Raw genomic sequence first — 20396 nt, 5'->3', positions numbered from 1 at the left:
TCTTTTGGCAAACCCCTCAATGTGTTCCCCGAAATTCCCGGCGGGCAGGGCGCGGAAGGCTGTGCCGGCTGCCGCGGCGGCCACGCTCGCTGCAGCAGCCATGGCCTTGGCCGGTGTCCCGTTTGCTGCCGCTGATCCCGGCCCGGGAGGTCCTGCCGCTCCGGCGGCCCGCGCACACTCCGGCCTGACGCGCCAGGTGGAGAACCTGGACCGCGCCCCGGTTGCCGTCCTGACGGACCAGGGGGTCAGCCTGGGCTGGCGCATGCTGGGCCTGGACAAGGACAGCATTGGATTCCAGGTCATTCGCGACGGCGCCATTATCACCGACGAACCCATCCGGGACACCACCACGTATCTGGACCCGGATGGCACGAAGGACTCCAAGTACGTCATCAAGACCGTGGGCAACGGCAACGGGCAGGACAAACTCAGCGCCGAGTTCAGCCCGCTGGCACAGAACTATCTCCCCATCAAGCTGGACAAGCCGGCTGACGGCGTCAGTAAGGACGGAAAGCCATACTCCTACAGCGCCAACGATTCCAGCGTCGCCGACCTTGATGGTGACGGCGCCTACGAGATCATCCAGCTGTGGAACCCATCCAACGCGCAGGACAACTCCAAGTCCGGGTACACCGGCAACGTCTACGTGGACGCCTACAGGATGGACGGCACCAAGCTGTGGCGCATCGACCTGGGCCGCAACATCCGGGCGGGCGCCCACTATACGCAGATGCTGGCCTACGACTTTGACGGTGACGGCAAGGCCGAGGTGGCGTTCAAGACGGCGGACGGAACCACCGATGCGGCGGGAACCGTCATCGGTGATGCCGCGGCCGATTACCGCACCAGTGCCGGCTATGTCCTGTCCGGACCGGAATTCCTCACGGTGTTCAACGGCGCCAGCGGCACCATCATGGACACCGTTCCCTACGATCCGCCGCGCGGCGCCGTATCCGCGTGGGGCGACAACTACGGCAACCGCGTGGACAGGTTCCTCGCCGGAGTTGCCTATTTGGACGGTGAACACCCGTCCATGATGTTCAGCCGCGGCTACTACACCCGCACGGTGCTGGTCACCTACGACCTTGTGAACGGCAAGCTGGTGAAGCGCTGGAAGTTCGATTCCGATGTGGCCGGAGCCGAGTACAAGGGCCAGGGCAACCACAACCTGTCGGTGGCGGACGTGGACTCCGACGGCAAGGACGAATTCGTCTTTGGTTCCATGACCATCGACGACGACGGCACCCCGCTCTACAACACCAGGCTGGGCCACGGCGACGCCATCCACACGGGCGATCTTGATCCTTCCCGGCCGGGGCTCGAAACCTTCGCAGTGCACGAAAGCATGAGCCAGAGCGGCAACCGCGGCGCCACGTTCCGCGATGCCGCCACCGGCGAAGTGTTGTGGAGCATCCCCGCCGTCAAGGACACCGGCCGCGGCGCCACCGGCGACATCGACCCCCGATTCCCGGGTTCTGAAAGCTGGGCCGTAGGCGGCGACGCCGCGTGGAACTCCCCGGTGGGGTTCCTCATGTCCGCCAAGGGCGAGCGGATCTCGGACAAGATCCCTGCAGCCAACTTCATGGCCTGGTGGGACGGCGACCTGCTGCGGGAGATCGTGGACCACGACTTCGATGCCGTGGCCGGGTACGGCGTGCCCACCATCTCCAAGTGGAACTGGGAAACCGAATCCAGCGACCGTTTGTTGACGGCCACCGGCGCCCGCACCAACAACTACACCAAGGGCAACCCGTCGCTGCAGGCGGACCTGCTGGGCGACTGGCGGGAAGAGCTGGTGTTCCCTTCAGCGGACAGCACCGAGCTGCGGATCTACACCAGCACCTCGCCCACCGACGTCCGGCTGCGCACCCTGATGCATGACCCGATGTACCGGACCGGCGTGGCCCGCGAAACGGTGGGCTACAACCAGCCGCCGCACCCGAGCTTCTTCATCGGCGAGGGTATGCAGGCACCGGCCATGCCGGCCGTCTTCTACGCCGGAAAGGCCAAATAGGCCGGCCGAAGACGCGAAAGCGCCGTCCGCCTTGGGGGAAGGCGGGCGGCGCTTGCTTGCGGGTCAGCGCGGGTCAGTGGCCGCCGAGGTTGCCACCCACCGGCGGAAGGCCGCCCTCGGTACCGCGGTCGTCCCCGCGCCGTTCGCCGGCGCTGAGGTTCTCGCCTTCGAGCGTCTCGTCGGACTCCCCGGTGGTGTCCACCAGGCCGTTGGTCTGGTCGAAAGCGTGCCCGATCCTGTCATCGCCCAGATCGGCGACTGAACCGGTGGAGCCGGCCGCCGCCGTCGTGCCCGCTGCCGGAATCCCGACGCCTGCGTCGGCCGAGCCTGTGGTGGATCCGGTGGTCAGGGGCTCGGCGGGAACAACCGGCTCTGCCGGAACCACCGGAGTGGTCTCCGCAACCGTCACGTCATGCGTTTCCGTCTTGTCCTTGTTGCCACTGGCTGCCATCGCCGCTGCTGCACCGGCGGCTGCGGCAATGCCGACGCCGGCGGCAACCTTGCCCGAAACCCCGGCCTTGCCGGAATCGCCGCGGGACGCGCCCGCGTGTTCAACACCGGGCGTGCCAACCGCGGAGCCAGCGTTGACCGATCCGCGCCAGGCGCCGCTGGCGTAGCCTTCATCCTCAATGAATTCCTTGAACTTCTGCAGGTCCGATTCCGCCTGCCGGTCAACGACGTTCAGTTTGTCGCCCACCTTCTCCACCAGGCCCTCGGGCTCGTATTCGAGGGTCAGCCGGAGGGAGGTCTGGCCGCCGCCAACGTCCTCGAAGTCCACGGCGCCGGCATTCGTGGCGCCTTCGGTGGCGGCCCAGGCAACGCGCCGGTCCGGGACCTGCTCCAGGATTTTGGCTTCCCATTGCCTGCGGACGCCGCCGATCTCGGCCACCCATTCCAGCCGGTCGTCACTGAGCTGCGTGACGCTCTTGACGCCGCCCATGAAGTGCGGGAACTCCTCGAACTGGGTCCACTGGTTGTATGCGGTGCTCACCGGTACGTTCACCAGAATGCGTTTTTCCACCTTCGTGCTCATAACGTCTCCTTCGCTTTGTTACCGGGGGCTGACGACCAGGAAAAAATCATCAGCATGCTTACCAACATACCTATTAGGTGCTTCGGATTCCAGAGCGGTGGGCGACGAAAAGGTGAAACGTCCGAAAGGCGGCCTTACTCAGGGCGCCACCACAACGCCATAGGACCCTTCGTTGAGCGCGCTTGGTTTGTTCGAAGGAGCCACCACGCCGAACTCGTAGCCCTTGGCCCGGATGGCGTCGATGGTCCTGGACAGGTAGTCCCACTGGGAGGCGGGGCAGGACAGTACGTCGTTGCCGTCGTGGAGCAGGATGATTGCACCCGGGGCAACCTCATCCAGCACGTACTTCTGGACTCCAGCTGCACCGGGGCACTCGAAGTCGCCGGGCTCGCCGACCTCCCAGTGCCACTGGATGCCGCCGCTCATGCCGAGGCTCCTGATGTATTTGAGCGCGTAGGGGGTGCTGTTGCCGAACGGGAAGCGCATCAGCACGGGTGTGGTGCCGGTGATCGAGTTGATCGCGGCATTGGTGCGGTCAACTTCCTGCTTCTGGTTCGCCTGGGTGAGGTTGGGGAAGTTGGCGTGGTCCCAGGAGTGGTTGCCGATCACATGTCCCTCGGCTTTGATCCGGCGGACCAGGTCAGGGTACTGCTGGGCGTGGGATCCCTGGAGGAAGAACGTTGCCTTGACGTTCTTTTCCTTGAGGACGTCGAGGACAAAGGCGGTGCGCTCGGCGGATGGCCCGTCGTCAAAGGTCAGGCCGATCAGCGGCTTGTCGGCGGCATGGGCTGATGCGGGGGCCCCGGCGACTAAGGCCAGAATCAAGCTCAGGGCAGCCAGGGCCATGACCGCAATCTTGCTTTTCATGGTGCTCTTTCCCTTCCCAAGGCTGCTTTCAACCTTGTTTAGGTGAGCACCCTATGACCGCCTTAAAGGGGGTGTAAACAGATGGCAGGCGTCGACTGCGTAACTTCTCGTGCCTCCCAAAACGGTGCAATTCCGGGCGTTACCTAAGCGTTGCCTGGAAGGGACAAGCGGACGACGGCGGCACCAGGCGGGGTGCCACCGCCGCTGTTTTGGCCGGGCAGGGTGCGTCAGTCCAGGTACTGGCCCACCAATGCAAGGTTTTGGATGACGGCAAGCCCAAACTGGGCGGTGTCATTGGTGGAGACCGTGGGCGCCTCATCCACCGGCTGCAGCACGAACGGGGGCGCGATCCGCCGCAGCGAGAACGCTGATCCATGGTTCAGGTGTTCCCCGCCCTCGGCAAAACTCTCCCAGGCCCGGGCTGCCAGGTCACGATCCTGCAACCTTGCCGCCGCGTAGGCCGTCAGGCGGCTGTGCGCCTGGGTGAGGTGGATGCCCTCCAGGGCCTGTCCTACCGCCTCCACCTGCTCCTCCTTCGTGGCCAGGAACAGCCGGCAGTACTGCAGCCACGCCCGCTCGAACTGCGGGTCCGGTGCCAGGTCCACCAGCTCACTGCAGATCTCCACCAGCCCGAACACCGCGCTGAGGTGCGACACCGAGATCTGCTCCCGGCCGGTGTCGAACCGTCCCTTGTCCAGGTCATACAGCACCTCGCCGGTGAGGAAGCCGTACTTGAGTGCGCCGATGTCAGCCATGGTGCCCAGCAGCCGGTCGCGGGAGCGGGGATTGCCGGTGCGCTCCCAGTCAGTGAGCCAGGTGGCGGCGAGCGAGCCCCAGTCTGTTCCGAGGCCCACGCCCAGGGCGCCGCGGTTGGGGCGGTAGGTGGCGGCGTCCGGGCGGACTTTGCGGACGGGGTCCAGGCCCAGGAAGTTTTGGTCGCTGTCCACCAGTTCGGCCAGGAGGTCGCCGGTGCGCTCGTCCGCCGTCAGGTAGTAGTAGAAGCGGCGGTAGGCGGGGGTGCTGATCCGCAGCTGCTTGGCGCTGCAGCCCCAGTGCTGGACGTTGTGCCGGGAGCCGAGGCCTTTCCATGGGCCCAGGTGGTAGACGTCCACCTCGCCGGTGTGGCGGGTCATGGCCTCGGCGAAGCGGAAGATGTCCGCCCGGCCGGAGCGCAGGTAGGAGTACCAGAGCCAGAGGTCGGGGGAGAGTTCGGAGTTGTCCCACGCATAGCCGCCCACGTCGTACCGCCACACGTGCCGGTCGAAATCGTACGTGTGCATGACGTCGCCGTAGTTCCAGAAGCCGTACCAGCGGCGCTGCTCCACCTGGCCGGCATAGAAATCGAAGAGGAAGTCCAGCCGGTCTTCCAGCCGTGCCCGTGCCGGCGTGCTCCGGTCCACCGGGGCCCAGTCGCCGAACACGCCCGCGGAATGCAGGTACTCCGGAGTGGCCTGCAGCAGGGCGGGCGTGGAGGCAGCGGCGGCGTCGGCGGCCAGGCTTTCGGTTGGCGGGGTTGCCTCGTAGGCGAACAGGGTGAGTTCGTGGGTCCGGGCAATGCCCGTGGGGTTGCCGAACCCCGGCTCGTAGTCCTCATAAGTGATTTCCAAGCCTTCGAGCTGTTCCTCGAACGTGTCCTGCCCCAGGCCGTCGTGGTAGAACCGCATGTCCATGGGCTGCGCTTCGGGGGAGTACAACCATGCTGTCAGGTCGGCTTCGCTGCCGGCCGCGCCGCGGATGTCCAGCTGTCCCGGGTGGGATTGCCAGAAGTCCTTGATGCCGATTCCCAGGCCGCCGTGGGTATCGCTCAGGGAACAGAAACCGGCGGCACGGGTTCCACCGGAGATGCCCACCCAGCCGTGGCCGGCAGCCGTGCGCTTGCGCAGTTCGAAACCGTCCGCGCTGAGCTGGCTGAGCGTGTAGTCACTCCACGTGGGGATCAGGTGCAGCCGGCCTGAGACCTCCGGGTTCCAGGTCTGTTCCGGGGGAGTGGCGCGTCCGGCGATCTGCGCCTCCCGCACCTCCGCCCCCGGATCCCGGCGGAGCCCGGTCAGGCCGCGGACTGCCTCGGCGAGGAAACCGCCGTCGGCTCCTGCAATGCGGATATGCCGGTTGTGCAGTTCCGCCTCCAGCGGCACGGTGAACCGTACGCCGAGTCCGGCCAAGAAGTCGCGGTCCGGGTCGCCGTCCCAGATGAAGGAGTGCACCATCCGCACGCTGCGGGCGTTGGCGTGGAAGTAGAAGCGCACCACAAAGGGCAGCCAGGACGGCCCGTTGCCGGGGCCGTCCTGGCGGTGCCGCCCTTCCAGCCGCACCACCGCGCGGACCGGGCCGTTTTGTTCGACGGCCGCTGCGGTGACCTCTCCGGTGAAGGCCTCCCGCCGGGCCGTCCCTGCCCCTTCGGGGATGCCATCCTGCACCAGGCTGACCAGCCGGGCGTCCCGGGCAACGGTCCTGCCGTTCCGGGAAAGGCTGCTGAACAGGGTGGAACCGCCGCGGTTGATGACCATCTGCAGGACGCCGGTATCCACGGTGAAGGCGTCGGCACTTTCGGTGACAGTGACTGAGGCGGAGCCCGACGACGTCTGGCTGGCCCCGGCGGGTGTGCCGGCGTCGGACGTCACGTGGTAGGTGTCCGACGGCGAGCAGGTCGCCGGGAGCGCGACCCCCGCCCACTTCAGGGATCCGTCCGGCCAGGTGGCCAGGGGCCACGCCTGGCTGGGGACGCGGGCGCCGTTGGCGTCCGCAACTGCCAGGGCCTCCACCCCGGGAACTGTGCCGCGCAGGAACGGCATGCCCCAGGTGGTTCCGCCGCTGATTTCCGCAGGGGCCTGTCCGTCGATCCACTTGATGAGGATGTTGTCCGCCATGTCATCCAATTCCACTTGTTGCTGCGCGCAGAAGACCCAACGCTGCTGGGAAAGCGCTTTCTTGATTGGACTACAACGTAGTAGACCGGTGGCGTGCGTGCAAGGGGTTGTTGCCAGGCGGGACGGCCGCAGTGTCACGGGCGTTTCCGCTTCGCCGGAGGCCGGCACCGTTCACCCTCTGGCCGCAGCCGCGCTGGTGTGCTGGACTGATGAGGCACTGGGCACCAACCGCCGCTTCCGGCCCGTGCCGGGGACGGCACCATTTCCAGCCACACTCAGCCAGCCGGCGCGGACCGGCTGTTGGAAAGGATCCCTCATGGCAACGTACAAGATCGGATATTTCGTGGGCAGCCTGGCAAGCGGCTCCATCAACCGGGTCCTGGCCAAGGCCTTGATCAAGCTCGCTCCGGAGGAATTGGAATTCACCGAGATCCCCATCAAGGACCTCCCGCTGTACAGCTACGACTATGACGCCGACTTCCCGCCCGAGGGCCGTGCCCTCAAGGAAGCCATCGAGGCCGCCGACGGGATCCTGTTCGTCTCTCCCGAATACAACCGCTCCATCCCCGGCGCCCTGAAGAACGCCATCGACTGGGGCTCCCGCCCGTGGGGAACCAACTCTTTTGCCCGCAAGCCCACCGGCATCATCGGTGCCTCGCCGGGCAGCATCGGCACGGCGGTGATGCAGTCCTCCATGCGCAGCGTCCTGAGCTTCCTCGATGCCCCGCAGCTGAATGCGCCGGAGGCGTACATCACCTACAAGGCAGAAGCCTTTGGGAACGACGGCGACGTCAAGGATGCGTCCACCGCCAAGTTCCTGGGGCATTACATGGACGAGTATGCGGCCTTCGTGGCGAGGGTCCTGGCTGCCAACGCACCGGGCCACATTGGCGACCTGGAACCGGACGCCGCCAAGCTTTCCCGGTAGTTCGGTTCTCCACCAGGCAGTTTTCCATCAGGCGGTTCCACCACGCATACGGATGCCCTCCGTCCCAGCAACGGCGGGCATCCGAGTTTATGGGCAGGCGGGTTTGGCGCCTGCGATCCGGGCGTGCGGGTCAGTCCAGCGGAAGCGTCACGGTCACGCTGGTGCCCATCCCCGGGGTGGCGTTGATATCAACGGCCCCGCCCGCTTCCTGCACGGCGACAGCCATGAGCCGCAGGCCATAGCCGTGGTGCCGCCCGCACGTGGCGAGGTCGCTGTCAAAGCCTGTGCCGTCGTCGGCCACCACCAGGCGGATGCCGTGGTCAACGGCTGCCAGCTGGATGGTGAGCGTGTGCGCAGCGGAGTACTTGAAGGCGTTGCTGAGTGCCTCGCGGGCGGACTGGTACAGGAGGGATGCGGAGTCCGCCGGGATCTCGATGCCCCAGTGTGGAGTATCCCAGTGGACCACGGTCCCGCGCTGCCGCAAGGGCGCCGTGAGCCGGTCGATGCAGCCGGCGAGGCCCAACGTGTGGAAATCCAGCGGCTGCCGGTCTGTCAGCACACCGCCCACGGTTGTGACGTCGCTGTCCAACGCTGTTCTGCTTCCCATGACTTCCTGCTCCCCACAAGCTGGTTGGTCTGATCTCTCCAGCGTGGACCCGCAAGGTATGGGGATCGTAAGGTTTGGCTCAAGATCCCATCAATTCTGCGCGCGGCGCGCCACGGACCGGGTACGGCCGGCTGGCCGCCCAGCGAGCCTCCCGGGACGGCCCTCTGTTTCAGTTCTGCGCAGCTGGGGACGGGACACGTATGCCTACTTGGTTGATGTCACTTGTATGGGGCACCGGTGCCGGTGCCGCGCTGGTTTTGGGAGCAGCCGTGTCCTGGCGGTGGTCCATACCGTCCAAGGTGGTGTCCACCATCATGTCGTTCGGCGCGGGCGTGCTGATCTCTGCCCTGGCCTTTGAGCTGGTGGACGAGGCCATTAAGGGCGGCGGCCTGTGGCCTACGGTGGCAGGGTTCCTGGCCGGCGCGGTGGTGTACGTCGGCGCCAATATGCTCCTTGCCAAGGCCGGCGCCAAGCACCGCAAGCGGTCCGGAGACCAGCAGCCCTCCGAAAAAGACGATCCCGGCAGCGGCACGGCAATCGCCGTTGGGGCGCTGCTGGACGGCGTCCCGGAATCCGTGGTCCTTGGCGTCGGCCTGCTGGCCGGGGGAGCGGTGAGTCCTGCCATGCTGGCCGCCGTTTTCATCTCCAACGTGCCCGAAGGGCTTTCCGGGACAGCCGGCATGAAGAAGGCCGGCCGGAGCAGGGGGTACGTGTTCGGACTGTGGGGCGGCATCGCGATCCTGAGCGGGGTGGCCGCGCTGCTGGGCTACGTGGCGCTGGAGGACGCGCCGGACGAGCTGGTCGCGTTCATTACGTCCGTGGCGGCCGGCGGCATCCTGGCCATGCTGGCGGACACCATGATCCCGGAGGCCTTCGAGGAGCATCACAACCTCACCGGACTGACAGCATCCGTGGGGTTCCTGACAGCGTTTACGGTGCACCACTTGGGCTGAGGGCACTGACGGGCGCCGTGAGCCTGCCGTCCCGCATGGTGGCCACCGCGTCCGTCAGGGGCACGAACTCGGTGTCATGCGTGACCATTACCGTGGCCACGCCAAACTCGGTGGCCACTTGCCGCAGCAGTCCCACGATGGCCGCGCTCCGTTCGTGGTCCAGCGCCGCCGTCGGCTCATCCACCAGCAGTACCTTGGGACTTCCCATGAGCGCCCGGGCAATGTTCACGCGCTGGCGCTGGCCGCCGGAGAGCTGGTGGGGCAGCTTGTCCGCGCTCGCGGAAAGACCCACCACGTCCAGCAGCCCCGCTGCCCTCGCACGGGCTGCTTTGGCGGTTTTTCCCCGCAGGTGGGCGCTGATGACGAGCTGTTCGACGGCGGTGAGTGACGGCAGCAGGTTGGGCTGCTGGAAGATGATGCCCACTTTTTCGCGCCGCAGCGCGGTGAGCTCCTTGTCCTTGAGGCCCGCCGTATCGGTGCCATCAATGAGGACCTGCCCGCGGGTCGGCCGGACCAGGGTGGCGGCGGTGGCCAGGAGGCTGGATTTGCCGGATCCTGAGGGGCCCACGAGGGAGACCAGCTGGCCCGCGCTTGCGGTGAGGCTGACCTGGTCTAGGGCGGTGGTGGTCCCGCCGCCGTCCGGGTATTCGAGGGTGACGTTGACCAGGCTCAAGGGAGCGGTTGTGGCCATGGTGGGTTCCTTTCGGGGGAGGGAAGAGGGGTTAGTTGCCGCCGAGCGCGAGGAGCGCATCGACTTTGGTGACGCGGCGGACAGCCAGCGCGGCACCGGCCAGGCCCAGGGCAAGGATCCCGACGACGGGAATCACCGTGGTGCCCAGGCTCAGCTGGAAGGGAGCCGCCTGGGCCGCCAACGCTCCGGCGGCAACACCCACGGACCCGCCCGCTCCGGCGCCCGCCAGCAGCACAATGGCGGCCTGGGTCATGGCGTCGCGCAGGATGTAGGAACTGGGGGCGCCCATGGCTTTCAGGACGGCGATGTCCCTGGTGCGCTGGATGGTCCAGACGCTCAGGAAGGCCACGATCACCAGTGCCGAAATTCCGTACAGGAACGCCTGCATCAGGGTCAGCGACCCGTTTTCGCTTTTGAAGGAGCCCAGGGCCTGGAAGGATCCGGTGCGCGACGCGCTGACGGTGTGGGCTGCAGCGTTCGCCGCCGCCTCATCCACTGTGGCCCCGTTCGCATAGGTGACGGCGACGACCGTGGCCAGCTGTCCGCCGTCGGACACGTGTGCCGCCTTGGCCCACGCGGGCAGCGCGGTCCACACCACGCTGGTGTGCGCGTACCACTGGTCCGGCACCACGGCCGCGACCGAAAGTTCCACGCCGCCCAAAGACAGCTTGCCGCCCTGGCCCACCGACAGGGCCTCCGCCACCGAGGAGCCCACCAAGGCCGTGCCGGTGGAGACCTCCGCGGGTGGCAGCGGACTGCCCTGCGCGACGCCGAACAGGGCAACATTCGCTGTCCCCGAACCCTCCGCCGTCTGCGCCCGGGTCTGGATGATGCCCAGCGGTTCGGCGGACCGGACCCCGGGCCGGTCCTTCCAGCTGTCCACCTGGGCGGCGGTCACGGCGCTTTCGGTGAAGGACGCCTTGGGGGAGCCGGAGCCGGGGGCGCCGAAGACGATGGTGTCCACAGGGCTGGCCGCAGCTGCCCCTAGCCTGGCGATGGCGGACGTGGATTGCTCGGCAAGGCCCGCGGTCAGGCCGGACAGCATGACCAGCAGCAGGGTGATCAGGGCTACGACGCCGCCCATCATGGCGAACCGGCCTTTGGCGAAGCGGATATCGCGGATTGCCAGGAACACGTTGTTTCTTCTCTCAGCAGGGGTGGATTGTTCTGTAGTTCCACCATCCCGGCCGGAGCCTCCACGGACATCGCGGGGATGGTTGATCCGCGGGCATGGAACGGTTGAGCCCGGAGTCAACCTTTCGGTTGATCCGCTCCCCGCAGTCCCCGGCATAAGCTGATGAAATGCCTGCCACTCCCTTGCCAACACCACCGGAGAAGGCCGCAGGTGTTTCCGGGCGGGGGCCGCTGAATGCCCTGGAAAACGCATCATCCGCAGCTATCCTCCGAGTCCTGCGGGTCACGCTGCACACCGGGTTCGCGCTGCTGCTGTCCGTCGGCCTGGTCCGGATGCTGATGGCGGGAGGTGCCCTGCGCTGGGTGTGGGCCAGCGCCGCTGTGGTCCTCGCTGCTGTCTACCTGGCCGGCACAGTCCTGGAAAAGCGCCATGCCGAGGGCCGGACCGTTGTGGATCCCCGCCGCTACGGTTTGCTCTGGCTGGGCCTGGTCACGGCCCTGTGGGTTTTCCTGCTGGCCGGCAGCGCCGATTTCGCCTGGCTGGCGTTCCCCATCTTTTTCCTGCACCTTCATTTGCTGCCACGGCGCGCCGCGCTCCTGACCATCGCGCTGATGACGGTGGCGGTCATCGCTTCCCAATGGGCTGCCAGCGGCGCTCCTGTCCCGCACGCTGCGGCCGTCGTCGGGCCTGTCCTGGGCGCGATCTTTTCCGTCATCACCGGCCTGGCCTACGCAGCCCTGTACCGCGAGGCGGAAAACCAACGGCGCGCGGCGGACGAGCTGCGGCGGACACGGGAGGAGCTGGCCCGGTCCCAGCACCAGGCGGGCGTACTGGCCGAGCGGGAGCGGCTGGCCCGGGAAATCCACGACACGCTGGCGCAAGGCCTGTCCAGCATCGTGCTGCTGGGCCGGGCCGCAGGGCAGTCCCTCGCCGACGGTGATCTCGCCACGGCTTCAGGGCGGCTGGCGCTGGTGCAGCAGACCGCGGCGGATAATCTGGCCGAGGCCCGCAGTTTTGTCCGCGGCCTGTCCTCACCCCAGCTGGAGGGCACCACCTTGGTGGAGGCCCTGGGACGGCTGTGCGAGAGGACCTGGACAGACGCCGAGGCCGCGGGGGCGCCCCTGCACTGCCGCCTGGAGGTGGACGGGGAGCCACAGGACCTGCCCCAGCCTGTCCGCGTTGCCCTGCTGCGGGCGGCGCAGGCGAGCCTTGCGAACGTCCGCGAACACGCCCGGGCAAGCACCGCCGTCGTCAGCCTTGCCTTCCTGGGCAGTGAAGTGACCATGGACGTGTACGACGACGGCACGGGCTTTGACCCGCCAGATCGCGAAAGTGCCGCGGGCGCAGCGGACGGCAGCGGCTTTGGGCTGCGCTCGCTGCGGGAACGGGTCGCCGCCTTGAACGGCACGCTGGCGGTGGAGTCGGCGCCGGGCGAGGGCACAGTGGTGGCCATCAGGCTCCCGGTGGAGGAACCGTGAGCGACATACGGGTATTGCTGGTGGACGACCACCCTGTGGTCCGCGCCGGGCTGCGTGCCATGCTCACCGGCTTTGAAGGCATTTCGATCGCCGCGGAGGCCCCTGACGGCAGGGCAGCGCTGAAGGAACTGGCCCGGTTGACCGCCCTGGGTGAAGCGCCGGATGTGGTCCTCATGGACCTGCAGATGGGGGACGACATGGACGGCGTCACGGCCACGGCCGAGATCCGGAAGCTCGATGCTCCGCCGCCGGTGCTCATCCTCACCACCTATGACACCGACGCGGACATCCTCGCCGCCGTGGAGGCAGGGGCCAGTGGCTACATGTTGAAGGACGCCCCGCCGGAGCAGCTGCGGCAAGCGGTGCTGCAGGCTGCCGCCGGCGGCACGGTCCTGGCACCGCGGGCGGCCGCGCTGCTGATGAACCGGATCAGCAACCCCGGCACGTCGCTGACCCCGCGGGAAGTGCAGCTGCTGGAACTGCTGGCCACGGGCCTGTCCAACCGCGCCATTGCCAGGCAGGTCTTCATTTCGGAGGCGACCGTGAAGACCCACCTGGTGCACATCTACGGCAAGCTCGGCGTGGACAACCGCACGGCCGCCATCGCTGCCGCCACGCAGCGGCGGCTCATCCGGCCGCCCGGCGCCAAGGGGTGACCTGTCGGCGCATGACAGCAGGGCGCGGCATGTGACGGCGATCTCAGTGCAGTAGGTTGATTCCACCGTGTTACACATGCCGGTGCTTCAAGGTGCTGTTGTTCAAAGGAGAATGAATGTCCCGTCCGGTTCCAGCCGTCGATGCCCTTCTCGCCACCTACGGTGCGCCGGACGCCTGCGCGGCCGAGCTCCTGTGTGACAGCCACGATCCCGATGCCGTTGCCTTCACAGTGGTCGCAGCTGACCTTTCGGCGGAGGACATTACCTACGGCCAGCTGCGGGAGCGGTCGGAACGGGGAGCCGCCGCCCTGGCGGAACTGGGGGTCGGCCCCGGGGACGCGGTGGCCACCCTGATGGGAAAGTCGGCAGACCTGGCGGTTATGCTCCTGGCCATTTGGCGGCGCGGGGCCGTCCATGTGCCCTTGTTCACGGCCTTCGCGTGGCCCGCCATCGAACTCCGCCTTACCGCTTCCCGTGCCAAGGTGGTGATCACCGACCCCGACCAGCGGGCGAAGATCCAGGAAACCGGCGCCGCCGTGGTGGTTGCCGGCGAAGAAGCCTCCGCGCCGGACCTGGCGCTCACGCCGCTCCTGGCCAGGCAGCGGCCGGGGATCGCCTCCGAAGCTGTGGGAGGGGACGGCGACCTGGTCCTCATCTTTACGTCCGGCACCACGGGCGCCCCCAAGGGCGTGCCGGTGCCGGTCCGGGCGTTGGCAGCGTTCCGCCAGTACATCGAACTGGGCCTGGACGTCAGTGAAGGGGATGTCTTCTGGAATGCCGCAGACCCCGGCTGGGCGTACGGCCTGTACTACGGGATCCTCGGTCCCATGGCGGCGGGACGGCGGAACATCCTGCTGCGCCCCGGGTTCTCCCCGGAACTCAGCTTCAAGGTGCTGGAGGCGTTCTCGGTGACCAACTTCGCCGCCGCGCCTACCGTGTACCGCACCATGCGGGCCAAGGCCGGCGCCGGAACCGGGCCATTCCAGCTTCGGCGCGCTTCATCCGCCGGAGAACCGCTGACCCCTGAAGTGATCAGCTGGGCCCGGGAGGTGCTGGGCGTTCCGGTGCGGGACCACTACGGGCAGACCGAACACGGAATGATGATCATCAACGCCTGGCATGACGATGTGAGGACGGAACTGAGGCCGGGTTCCATGGGCCGGCCCCTGCCGGGGTGGAGCTGCGCGGTCCTCAAGGACAATGCCGACGAGCCGGCCGCGCCCGGCGAGCTGGGCCGCGTCGCCGTCAACGTGGCGGAAAGTCCCATGATGTGGTTCAAGGGCTACCAGGATGCGCCGAAGAAGACCGCCGAAAGGTTCAGCGCGGACGGCAGGTGGTACCTGACCGGGGACGCGGGCATGGTGGACGCGGACGGTTACTACTTCTTCTCCTCCCGCGATGATGACGTGATCATCATGGCCGGATACCGGATTGGCCCGTTCGACGTGGAAAGCGTCCTGGCCACGCATCCGGCGGTCCTGGAATGTGCCGTGGTGGGCGCTCCCGACGAACTGCGCGGTGAAGTCCTGGAGGCCTACGTGGTCCTGGCGGACGGCACCGCCGCCAGTGATGCCCTGCTGGTTGAACTCCAGACCATGGTCAAGACGCAGTTCGCCGCCCATGCCTATCCGCGCCGCATCCACTTCGTTGCGGACCTGCCCAAGACGCCGTCGGGAAAGCTCCAGCGCTACATCCTGAGGCAGCAGCGGGCAGCCGCATCCGGCAGCTAGCAGTCGGCGGGTTTTGGGGGAGGGGCAGAAAACCTCGAGCTGTTCCGGAGCCTTTTCCGGCACCGGCTGTTAGCGTTGAGGCCCAGCCACAGAAGGAGGAGCGATGTCCATCAATTCACCTGATTCACTGCCTGAGGACGAACCGCAGGAGGACACGGCCGCCAGGAAAGGCAACCCCGACGGCGGGATCCCCGGCGGGAAAGACGGCGTCGGGATCTCCGACGGGGCCGAGCCCAACACTTTTGAGCCGGAGGAGGACCCCGACGCCTCGGCGGGCCCGGCAGACTAAAGGGCCTCGCGGACTAGAGGGCCCCGCAGATTGAAGGGACCCGGGGCCACCCTCAAAGTTCCATCAAGATTGGCCAAAGCCGCTGCAATCTGTGATTTCCGCAAGCTACCGGCCGGTAATTTATAACTGTTTCCAACGCCAGTTCCCCGGCAGGAAGCAAGGAGCCCCCGCGCTGGAGCGAGACTCGCGCGGGGGCTTCCCCCCCAACGTCCGCGGCGCGGCTTATGACGCGGCTTTCGGCGCGGCGCTAACTGTTTCGAAGTGCTCCACCACCGGAAACGGCTCATAGAAGCGGTGCAGCAAAGAACGCCACTGCTGGTACCCCGGGGATCCCCTGAAGCCCACTGTATGGTCTTCCAGCGACTCCCATTCAACGAGCAGCAGGTACGTTTGGGGAGATTCAATCGAGCGCGACAAAGACATGGCGAGGAAGCCCGGCATTGAAGCGATGATGTGCCGGGCCTGGGCGAAAGCTGCCTCGAAGTCCTCTTCCCGGCCGGGTATGACCGGAAGCAGCGCGTGTTCTGTGATCACCCGCCAAGTTTGGCACGCGTTCGCCGGCTATTCCGTGTCGATCCAGTAGCGGCGCTTGCCGTTGCGCGTGTCCTCGTATTGGCCGCCGTTCTTTTCGATGGTTGCCCGCGAGCCGGCGTTGTCCTCGTCGCACGTCAGGAGAACCTGCGTGATTCCCAATGCCCGTGCCAGGGGCAGCGCATCGGCAAGTGCTTTCGCGGCATGGCCGCGGCGCCTGGCGGAGGGCCGGACGCTGTAGCCGATGTGCCCCCCTTCGTTGAGGAGGTGGTCGTTCAGCCCGTGCCTGATGGCCAGGGACCCAAGGAAGGTGCCGCCGTCGGCAATCCATAGATAGGTGCAGGGCACGTAGCCCGGCTTCCGCACGGTTTCCGGCTGCGCGTCTTTGATGAGGGCATCGACGAAGCGGCCAAAGACGGCGGGGTCCTGGAGATCGTCCGGGGACCAGCCCTCGGCGCCTGCGCCGTCCAGGTGGGCACCTTGGAACTCCGCAGTTCCTTCCAGCCAGGAAGAGTGGAGGGCTGGGTCCGGGACGATGAGTTGGGCCATAACTGGATCCTATGCCGCCTGCCGGAGCAATGCCTCTGAATCCCGGCCCGCGGCAGAGGAGCGGGGAAACGTATTCCCGGGACACGGGTGGTGGCCTGTACTATCTCCCCGGGGACCCCTTTGCGGTCTGGGAAGGGACGTTCATGGTTGGCACGCACTCGATGACAGCAGCGCTCAGCGATCCACTCGGACGGGACGAATTACTGCAGGAGTACGGATTCACCTTCGCCAACGGCGGGGGACGCCAGCGGAGCGTTGATCAGGCGCTTTCAACGGAACCCCTCGAAAACCTTGTCCAGCTTGCCGCAAAGCTCTGCGGCGTCCCCTACGGCGTGATTAACGTTGTCACGTCCGATGAGCAACAGCAGGTGGCCGCCGTCGGCTTTGAGGCCGCCGTCTGCGCCCGGGAGGACTCCATGTGCGCGCAAGTCTTCCTCTCGGGGAAGACAACAGTTGTCCCGGACGCATCCCTGGACCCCCGCCTCGCATCGAATCCGTTTGTGACAGGGGAAATTGCCGCCGTCCGGTTCTATGCTTCGGTTCCGTTGGAGACGTCGTCCGGGTTCGTGCTGGGGTCGCTGTGCGTCTTTTCCAATTCTGCGGGCACACCCGATAAGGACCAGCTGGACATGCTGGAGATCCTGGCCCGCCAGGCAGTGCAGCTGCTTGAGCTCCAGCGGCGCACGCTGCAGTTGAACAGTGCCCTCGACGAGGTGCGGGAAAGCAACGCCAAGCTGGCGGAGTTTGCAGGACGCGTCAGCCATGACCTGCGCGGACCACTCACCACCATGCTGGGCTACGTGGAGATGGCAGAGGATGAAGTGGACGGGGACCACCCGGCGGCCGAGTATCTGCAGATCATCGGCGCCAGCGGCCACCGCATGCTGACCATGCTTGAGGACGTCCTGACCTACTCACGGATGGGCGGTGTCCTCCAGCGGCAGCACGTATCCCTTCAGGACGTGGCGGCCGAAGTGGCCAGGGATTTGGGCCTGTCCTTCGGGCCCGGCGCCGTCCTGGACAGCGGGGAGATGAAGCTCCACGTGGACCCCGGGCAGTTGCGCACCCTGCTGCAGAACCTGGTGGCCAACGCCATGAACTACCGGAGCCCGGACCGGGACCTCAGCGTGCGCATCAGCGGCATTTCGAATTACCACGGAACCACTGTGCTGGTGGCGGACAACGGCAAGGGCATTGCGCCGGTGGACCGGCAGCGCGTGCTGGAACCACTGGTCCGGCTGCACCGCGACGGGGACGGGCACGGCTCCGGCCTTGGGTTGGCCATCTGCCGCCGCATTGTTGAGGCGCACGGTGGGGAATTGAGCTTGAAGGAATCACCCGGCGGCGGGACCACGGCGGTCATCAGCTTCCCGGCCGACCAATAAAGCCGCCTCAGCAGGTCCGGGCCGGCTTCGGAATGCAGCCGGCCCGGAGCCTGGATTGTGGAGGCTAGTTCAGGTCGAACCGGTCCAGTTCCATGACCTTTGCCCAGGCGGCCACGAAGTCGTTCACGAACTTCTCCTTGGCGTCATCGCTGGCGTAGACCTCGGCCAGTGCCCGCAGCTGGGAGTTGGAACCGAAGACCAGGTCCACCGGGGTGGCCGTCCACTTGAGTTCACCGGTGGCAACATCGGTGATCTCGTAGGAGTTCTCCTCCGACTCCGACGCCTTCCATTTGGTGCCGGGCGAGAGCAGGTTGACGAAGAAGTCGTTCGTCAGGACCTGCGGCTTGTCCGTCAGCACACCGTGGCTGGAGCCGGCCACGTTGGTGCCCAGGGCACGCATGCCGCCCACCAGCGCCGTCATCTCGGGCGCGGAGAGGTCCAGCATGTACGCCTTGTCCAGCAGGAGGGTCTCCGGCTGGACCTTCGCACCGGGGCGCAGATAGTTGCGGAACCCGTCGGCCCGGGGCTCCAGGTACTGGAAGGATTCGACGTCGGTCTGTTCCTGCGTGGCGTCCGTGCGGCCCGGACGGAACGGCACCGTGACGGGGAACCCGGCGTCGGCTGCTGCCTTTTCCACGGCAGCAGCGCCGCCCAGGACGATAAGGTCCGCGAGTGAGACCTTCTTGCCGCCGGACTGTGCCGAGTTGAACTCCTCCTGCACGCGCTCAAGTACGGGAAGCACGGCAGCCAGCTGCTCCGGTTCGTGGGCCTCCCAGCTGCGCTGCGGCTCCAGCCTGATCCGGGCGCCGTTGGCCCCGCCGCGGCGGTCCGTCTTTCGGTAGGTTGCAGCCGATGCCCAGGCTGTGCTGGCCAGCTGCGGGATGGTCAGTCCGGAGTCAAGGAGCTTGGCCTTGAGCTCGGCAATGTCCTGTTCGCCGATCAGTTCGTGGTCGACGGCGGGGACCGGATCCTGCCACAGCTGTGCCTCCGGAACCCAGGGCCCCAGCATGTGCGGGCCCACCGGTCCCATGTCGCGGTGCAGCAGCTTGTACCAGGCCTTGGCGAAGGCCAGGGCGAACTGGTCCGGGTTCTCCAGGAAACGCCGGCCGATCTTCTCGTACTCCGGGTCGAAACGCAGCGACAGGTCCGTGGTCAGCATGGTGGGCCGGTGCTTCTTGTTGGGGTCGTGCGCGTCCGGGATGATCTCGGGGGCGTCCTTGGCGACCCACTGGTGGGCGCCGCCGGGGCTCTTGACCAGTTCCCATTCGTATTCGAAGAGGATCTCCAGGAAGCGGTTGCTCCACTGCGTGGGCTTGTCCGTCCACGTGACCTCCAGCCCGGAGGTGATGGTGTCGCCGCCCTTGCCGCTGCCGTAGGTGCTGAGCCAGCCCAGGCCCTGCGCCTCAAGGTCTGCGCCCTCCGGTTCGGGGCCGACGTGTGCGTCTGCGGGGCCGGCGCCGTGGGTCTTGCCGAACGTGTGGCCGCCGGCGATCAGCGCGAAAGTCTCTTCGTCGTTCATCGCCATGCGCTTGAACGTCTCACGGATGAACGCGGCAGCAGCCACGGGATCCGGGTTGCCCATGGGGCCTTCGGGGTTGACGTAGATGAGGCCCATTTCCGTGGAACCGACGTTGTCCGCCATGGTGCCCTCACCGGTGTACCGCTCATCGCCGAGCCAGGCGTCCTCGGGGCCCCAGAAGATCTGCTCGGGCTCCCACACGTCCTCGCGGCCGAACGCGAAGCCGAACGTCTTGAAGCCCATGGACTCGAGGGCAACGTTGCCGGCGAGGACCAGCAGGTCCGCCCAGGAAAGCTTCTGGCCGTACTTCTGCTTGACGGGCCACAGCAGGCGGCGGGCCTTGTCCAGGTTGGCGTTGTCCGGCCAGCTGTTCAGCGGGGCGAACCGCTGGCTGCCGTCGCCAGCTCCGCCGCGGCCGTCGTGGACGCGGTAGGTTCCGGCAGCGTGCCAGCTCAGGCGGATCATCAGTCCGCCGTAGTGGCCGAAGTCCGCCGGCCACCAGTCCTGGGAAGTGGTCAGCACCTGGCTGATGTCCTGCTTGAGGGCTTCGACGTCGAGCTTCTGGAATTCCTCGCGGTAACTGAAAGACGGGCCAAGCGGGTTGCTCGCCTGGCCGTGCGTGTGCAGCACGGAGAGGTCCAGCTGGTTGGGCCACCAGTCCTGGTTGGTCCGTGGCCGGTGCCCCTTGGGTGTCGGCGAATCGATCGCAGGGTTTTCGCTTTCACTGCCCTGGGCGGTGGCACTGCCATGGGCCACCGGGCACCCGCCCTCAACCTTCTGGTCCAGGCCCTGTGCGCTCCCAGGAGTGGGGACCGGGGGATGGTCTTGGGGATCGGTCATGTGCTTATTCCTTCCGTTGGGCCGAGGCCGCGGTTGGACTCGGGCAGCCGGTGCAACCCTCCTATTTGACCATGGACGGGTGACAGGGAGAGACCCTCCTACGCCATGGGTGAAACCCGGCCTGTCACCGCCCCGCACCCTGCAATTTGTTCGGAACCTCCTGTCCGCCACTTGCCGGCGCCGGAATATCTGGCTGACGCTCCGACTTGTCGCCAGAGGGTCCATGGTGGCCCACTGTCCCGGCGTAACGCAGCGCGCGGGCCTCCGCCCAGGCGTGAGGCGGCGCTGACGCGCGGATGCAACCAAGCACCTACGAAGAGGAGC

The 20396-nt window shown here is 66.9% G+C and carries 17 protein-coding genes; 8 read left to right on the top strand and 9 right to left on the bottom strand.

The window, feature by feature from the left end; genetic code table 11:
• Positions 1 to 19: 19 nt before the first annotated feature.
• On the top strand, positions 20 to 2014 hold the full coding sequence (locus MRBLMD1_RS17110) for a rhamnogalacturonan lyase (protein WP_159635133.1): 1995 nt from the start codon (positions 20 to 22) through the stop codon (positions 2012 to 2014).
• A 73-nt stretch (positions 2015 to 2087) separates the two neighbouring features.
• Here the strand turns inward: MRBLMD1_RS17110 and MRBLMD1_RS17105 are convergent, their stop codons facing one another.
• The 3 genes from MRBLMD1_RS17105 to MRBLMD1_RS17095 form a co-directional block, all read right to left on the bottom strand.
• On the bottom strand, positions 2088 to 3047 hold the full coding sequence (locus tag MRBLMD1_RS17105; RefSeq protein WP_159630396.1) for an SRPBCC family protein: 960 nt from the start codon (positions 3045 to 3047) through the stop codon (positions 2088 to 2090).
• Between the two features lie 138 nt (positions 3048 to 3185).
• On the bottom strand, positions 3186 to 3914 hold the full coding sequence (locus MRBLMD1_RS17100) for a polysaccharide deacetylase family protein (RefSeq protein ID WP_364401781.1): 729 nt from the start codon (positions 3912 to 3914) through the stop codon (positions 3186 to 3188).
• A 227-nt stretch (positions 3915 to 4141) separates the two neighbouring features.
• Entirely contained in the window at positions 4142 to 6781 is a 2640-nt protein-coding gene (locus MRBLMD1_RS17095) for a Tat pathway signal sequence domain protein (RefSeq protein WP_364401778.1), read from the bottom strand.
• Positions 6782 to 7097: 316 nt separating this feature from the next.
• Between MRBLMD1_RS17095 and MRBLMD1_RS17090 the strand changes: the two genes are divergently transcribed.
• Positions 7098 to 7709 carry an NADPH-dependent FMN reductase gene (locus MRBLMD1_RS17090; protein WP_364401775.1) on the top strand — a complete coding sequence of 204 codons (612 nt, stop codon included), beginning with the start codon at positions 7098 to 7100 and terminating at the stop codon, positions 7707 to 7709.
• 130 nt (positions 7710 to 7839) lie between these two features.
• Here MRBLMD1_RS17090 and MRBLMD1_RS17085 read toward each other — a convergent pair whose 3' ends face one another.
• Positions 7840 to 8316, bottom strand: a complete 477-nt coding sequence (locus tag MRBLMD1_RS17085; RefSeq protein ID WP_159630404.1) for a sensor histidine kinase — start codon at positions 8314 to 8316, stop codon at positions 7840 to 7842.
• Between the two features lie 200 nt (positions 8317 to 8516).
• On the opposite strand from MRBLMD1_RS17085, the gene MRBLMD1_RS17080 reads away from it, so the two are divergent.
• On the top strand, positions 8517 to 9269 hold the full coding sequence (locus tag MRBLMD1_RS17080; protein ID WP_364401772.1) for a ZIP family metal transporter: 753 nt from the start codon (positions 8517 to 8519) through the stop codon (positions 9267 to 9269).
• Here the strand turns inward: MRBLMD1_RS17080 and MRBLMD1_RS17075 are convergent.
• Positions 9247 to 9960, bottom strand: a complete 714-nt coding sequence (locus MRBLMD1_RS17075; protein ID WP_224023176.1) for an ABC transporter ATP-binding protein — start codon at positions 9958 to 9960, stop codon at positions 9247 to 9249. The two genes, MRBLMD1_RS17080 and MRBLMD1_RS17075, sit on opposite strands and share 23 nt — an antisense overlap.
• A 31-nt stretch (positions 9961 to 9991) precedes the next feature.
• Positions 9992 to 11095: an ABC transporter permease gene (locus tag MRBLMD1_RS17070; protein WP_364401768.1), complete on the bottom strand. Its 1104-nt coding sequence runs from the start codon at positions 11093 to 11095 to the stop codon at positions 9992 to 9994.
• A gap of 167 nt (positions 11096 to 11262) precedes the next feature.
• Here MRBLMD1_RS17070 and MRBLMD1_RS17065 point away from each other — a divergent pair, with 167 nt between their 5' ends.
• The 4 genes from MRBLMD1_RS17065 (at position 11263) to MRBLMD1_RS17050 (ending at position 15248) form a co-directional block, all read left to right on the top strand.
• Positions 11263 to 12573 carry a sensor histidine kinase gene (locus MRBLMD1_RS17065; protein ID WP_364401765.1) on the top strand — a complete coding sequence of 437 codons (1311 nt, stop codon included), beginning with the start codon at positions 11263 to 11265 and terminating at the stop codon, positions 12571 to 12573.
• Complete coding sequence (locus MRBLMD1_RS17060; protein ID WP_364401762.1) at positions 12570 to 13229, top strand: response regulator transcription factor; 660 nt, start codon at positions 12570 to 12572, stop codon at positions 13227 to 13229. The genes MRBLMD1_RS17065 and MRBLMD1_RS17060 overlap by 4 nt, the downstream gene beginning before the upstream one ends.
• A 116-nt stretch (positions 13230 to 13345) precedes the next feature.
• A complete protein-coding gene (locus tag MRBLMD1_RS17055) occupies positions 13346 to 14959 on the top strand; it encodes an AMP-binding protein (protein WP_364401759.1) in 1614 nt (537 codons plus the stop codon).
• Between the two features lie 103 nt (positions 14960 to 15062).
• A complete protein-coding gene (locus MRBLMD1_RS17050) occupies positions 15063 to 15248 on the top strand; it encodes a hypothetical protein (protein ID WP_141159249.1) in 186 nt (61 codons plus the stop codon).
• A 222-nt stretch (positions 15249 to 15470) separates the two neighbouring features.
• Here the strand turns inward: MRBLMD1_RS17050 and MRBLMD1_RS17045 are convergent, their stop codons facing one another.
• Both MRBLMD1_RS17045 and MRBLMD1_RS17040 read right to left on the bottom strand, forming a co-directional pair.
• A complete protein-coding gene (locus tag MRBLMD1_RS17045; RefSeq protein WP_364401756.1) occupies positions 15471 to 15782 on the bottom strand; it encodes an antibiotic biosynthesis monooxygenase family protein in 312 nt (103 codons plus the stop codon).
• A gap of 27 nt (positions 15783 to 15809) precedes the next feature.
• Positions 15810 to 16328 (bottom strand): GNAT family N-acetyltransferase, encoded by a 519-nt coding sequence (locus tag MRBLMD1_RS17040; protein ID WP_224023164.1) that lies wholly within the window; start codon positions 16326 to 16328, stop codon positions 15810 to 15812.
• Positions 16329 to 16471: 143 nt separating this feature from the next.
• Here MRBLMD1_RS17040 and MRBLMD1_RS17035 point away from each other — a divergent pair, with 143 nt between their 5' ends.
• A complete protein-coding gene (locus tag MRBLMD1_RS17035; RefSeq protein ID WP_224023162.1) occupies positions 16472 to 17713 on the top strand; it encodes a GAF domain-containing sensor histidine kinase in 1242 nt (413 codons plus the stop codon).
• 64 nt (positions 17714 to 17777) lie between these two features.
• Here the strand turns inward: MRBLMD1_RS17035 and katG are convergent, their stop codons facing one another.
• Entirely contained in the window at positions 17778 to 20072 is a 2295-nt protein-coding gene (gene katG / locus MRBLMD1_RS17030) for a catalase/peroxidase HPI (RefSeq protein WP_364401751.1), read from the bottom strand.
• Between the last annotated feature and the right edge of the window lie 324 nt (positions 20073 to 20396).

The organism is Pseudarthrobacter sp. LMD1-1-1.1 (assembly GCF_040676255.1).
GTDB lineage: Bacteria > Actinomycetota > Actinomycetes > Actinomycetales > Micrococcaceae > Arthrobacter.
This window is presented reverse-complemented; position numbering and strand designations above follow the sequence as displayed.

Excerpts from the sequence above, each read along its gene's own strand:
- MRBLMD1_RS17110 (WP_159635133.1), top strand. The coding sequence starts at position 20 with ATGTGTTCCCCGAAATTCCCGGCGGGCAGGGCGCGGAAGGCTGTGCCG.
- MRBLMD1_RS17105 (WP_159630396.1), bottom strand. The coding sequence starts at position 3,047 with ATGAGCACGAAGGTGGAAAAACGCATTCTGGTGAACGTACCGGTGAGC.
- MRBLMD1_RS17100 (WP_364401781.1), bottom strand. The coding sequence starts at position 3,914 with ATGAAAAGCAAGATTGCGGTCATGGCCCTGGCTGCCCTGAGCTTGATT.
- MRBLMD1_RS17095 (WP_364401778.1), bottom strand. The coding sequence starts at position 6,781 with ATGGCGGACAACATCCTCATCAAGTGGATCGACGGACAGGCCCCTGCG.
- MRBLMD1_RS17090 (WP_364401775.1), top strand. The coding sequence starts at position 7,098 with ATGGCAACGTACAAGATCGGATATTTCGTGGGCAGCCTGGCAAGCGGC.
- MRBLMD1_RS17085 (WP_159630404.1), bottom strand. The coding sequence starts at position 8,316 with ATGGGAAGCAGAACAGCGTTGGACAGCGACGTCACAACCGTGGGCGGT.
- MRBLMD1_RS17080 (WP_364401772.1), top strand. The coding sequence starts at position 8,517 with ATGCCTACTTGGTTGATGTCACTTGTATGGGGCACCGGTGCCGGTGCC.
- MRBLMD1_RS17075 (WP_224023176.1), bottom strand. The coding sequence starts at position 9,960 with ATGGCCACAACCGCTCCCTTGAGCCTGGTCAACGTCACCCTCGAATAC.
- MRBLMD1_RS17065 (WP_364401765.1), top strand. The coding sequence starts at position 11,263 with ATGCCTGCCACTCCCTTGCCAACACCACCGGAGAAGGCCGCAGGTGTT.
- MRBLMD1_RS17055 (WP_364401759.1), top strand. The coding sequence starts at position 13,346 with ATGTCCCGTCCGGTTCCAGCCGTCGATGCCCTTCTCGCCACCTACGGT.
- MRBLMD1_RS17050 (WP_141159249.1), top strand. The coding sequence starts at position 15,063 with ATGTCCATCAATTCACCTGATTCACTGCCTGAGGACGAACCGCAGGAG.
- MRBLMD1_RS17040 (WP_224023164.1), bottom strand. The coding sequence starts at position 16,328 with ATGGCCCAACTCATCGTCCCGGACCCAGCCCTCCACTCTTCCTGGCTG.
- MRBLMD1_RS17035 (WP_224023162.1), top strand. The coding sequence starts at position 16,472 with ATGGTTGGCACGCACTCGATGACAGCAGCGCTCAGCGATCCACTCGGA.
- katG (WP_364401751.1), bottom strand. The coding sequence starts at position 20,072 with ATGACCGATCCCCAAGACCATCCCCCGGTCCCCACTCCTGGGAGCGCA.